Raw genomic sequence first — 236 nt, 5'->3', positions numbered from 1 at the left:
CTGTCCACGTAGCCACGCTGACACAACACTTCAGGAGGGGCTTTCTCTAACGCAGGAGCGGGCTTTAACTTCTCTCCGGGCTCTGGCGGTGAAAAGCGACTGACCATTTCGTGTTCATTAACACACGCCATCACATTGCCGGCAGGTACGCCGTCAGTCAGGTCATGAAAGGTCGTCAGGAACTGACGGGACAGTGATCCATCTGACGCCGCTAACATCACCAGGACATACAGCAC

The 236-nt window shown here is 55.1% G+C and carries 1 pseudogene; it reads right to left on the bottom strand.

The annotated features are described in order from the left end of the window. A pseudogene (locus RTW80_RS30850) lies at nucleotides 1-236 on the bottom strand (hypothetical protein); the annotation flags it as partial.

The organism is Escherichia sp. AM3 (genome assembly GCF_032029835.1).
Classification (GTDB): Bacteria; Pseudomonadota; Gammaproteobacteria; order Enterobacterales; family Enterobacteriaceae; genus Escherichia; species Escherichia coli.
Note: the sequence above shows the minus strand (reverse complement) of the source record. Positions and strands in the feature narration are given on the sequence as shown.